Origin of the sequence: Amycolatopsis benzoatilytica AK 16/65, from assembly GCF_000383915.1 — a bacterium.
Lineage (GTDB): Bacteria > Actinomycetota > Actinomycetes > Mycobacteriales > Pseudonocardiaceae > Amycolatopsis > Amycolatopsis benzoatilytica.
The window spans coordinates 8,702,205-8,704,271 of record NZ_KB912942.1; the positions used below are offsets into that span (position 1 = coordinate 8,702,205).

The following is a 2,067-nucleotide window of genomic DNA, read 5'->3' on the forward strand; positions in this document are numbered from 1 at the left end:
CCCCAACCGCAAGTGAGCCGGAGGACCTGATGAACGACAACACCGAGCAGACCCCGGCCGCCGGCGAGCTGGCCACCGTCCATCACCTTCCGGTCGCGCCGGAGCAGGGCGAGGTGATCGAGGGCGAGATCGTCACCGACGAGGAGTACGCGCGACTCACGTCGCAGAAGGCGCGGGCGATCGCCCGCTACCGCGGCTACGGCCGCGACGTGGTGACCGTCGCCCGCGCCACGCGCAACGCGGTCGCGCACGAGAGGACGAAGACCGCGTTCCGGCACGGCGTCGCGTACCCCGCCGCCGGGGTCAAGGTGGTCGTGACGCGGTGGCGGGACACGCACGGCGCGAACCGCTACGAACGGATGATGCGCGCCGCGGAAGCCGCGGGCGAACACGACAAGCTGTTGGAGTGGGAGGCCCGCGACGTGGCGGAGAAGCAGCGCCGCCACGACCGGACCATGGATTGGCTGCGCGCCCCGGGTCAGTGGATCAAGGCGGCCGTCATCGGTTCCGTTGGTGTGACTGGGTTTCTGCTGGTCCTGGGCATCATCCTGGCGATCAACGACGGCGAGATCGGCGAGATCCTGACCCCGATCACGGCGGTGTTCGACGCGGTCGCCTTCGTCGTGTGGTTCCTGACCAGCTACGGGGTGTTGCTGCTGGTCGTGGGCACGGTCGTGGGTGTCGGCTACCTGTACCAGCAGGGCCGCACGCACGGGGAGATGCCGCAGTGGCTCGCCCCGCCCGTCGACGGCGACGCGATGGACGAGCTGCCGGACGAGAACACCATCCTCAACGCGCTGAAGAACCTGAACATCGCGGGGTTCAACCGCGCGGTGAAGGACGGGTGGCGGATCAAGTTCATCGACCCGCCGCACAAGGACGGCAAGGGATGGCGCGCGCAGGTGGCGCTGCCGCCGGCGTGCCCGGTGGAGGAGATCGTCAAGCGCAAGACCACGTTGGCGCACAACCTGGTCCGCTACCCGCGCGAGGTGTGGCCGACCGAGCCGCAACCGTCCGTTCTGGACCTGTGGGTGGCCAAGCCCGGCGCGCTGTCTGGGCCGGTCGACCCGTGGCCGCTGCTGGCCGACCTGGACAACGCCACCGCCGACTACTTCACCGGCGTCCCGGTCGGGGTGACGCTCAAGGGCGACGTGGTGCGCGGTCGGCTGTTCGAGGCCAACTACGCCCTGGGCGGCATGATGGGCTCCGGGAAGTCCACGCTGGCGATCAACCTGGTGCTGGGCGCGATGCTGGACCCGGTGGTGGACATCGACGTCGTGGTCATGGCGGAGAACACCGACTACGACCCGATGCGCCCGCGGCTGCGGACGCTCACCACGGGCGCGGGCGACGAGACCGTGGACGCGTGCCTGAACCTGCTCTACGAGCTGTATGACGACCTTTCGGTGCGGGGTAAGGCGCTCAAGGCGCACGCCACCGACCGCGCGGTGACCCGGGCACTGGCCGAAAAGGACGGACGGCTGCGCCCGCGGGTGGTGGTGATCGACGAGTGCCAGAACCTGTTCATGGGCAAGAACGGCACGAAGGCGATCGAGGTCGCGTCCAAGCTGATGAGCACCGCCCGCAAGTACGCCATCACGCTGATCTTCCTCACGCCGGAGCCGTCGAAGGACGCGCTGCCGCGCAAGATCACGTCGGTGGCCAGCAACAAGGCGTGCTTCGCCATCGGTGACCAGATGGCCAACGACGCGGTTCTCGGGACCGGTTCGTACAAGGCGGGCATCTCCGCAGTGGGGCTCACGCCGAAGACCGACGAGGGTCCCGGCGACGTCGGCACCTGCATGGCGCGGGGCTTTACCGCGAAGCCCGGCCTGCTGCGGTCGTTCTACGTCTCGCCCAAGGACGCGCACGCGGTCACCAAGCGCGCCATGGTGCTGCGCGAGCAGACGGCGCTTCCGGCCGCCGACGCCCCGGCGAAGCAGGCCGGCCCGGTGGACCACCTCGCCGCCATCGCGGACGTGCTCGGCACCGAAGCGCGGATGCGCACGCAGGAGGTGTTGCAGCGGCTGACCGAACGCGACCGCGGCACCTACGGCGAGTGGACTC

The 2,067-nt window shown here is 69.7% G+C and carries 1 protein-coding gene; it reads left to right on the forward strand.

Features of this window, described 5'->3' with window-relative positions:
• Positions 1–29: 29 nt before the first annotated feature.
• A partial coding sequence (locus AMYBE_RS47015) for a zonular occludens toxin domain-containing protein (RefSeq protein WP_020665174.1) occupies positions 30–2,067 on the forward strand: 2,038 nt, incomplete at its 3' end.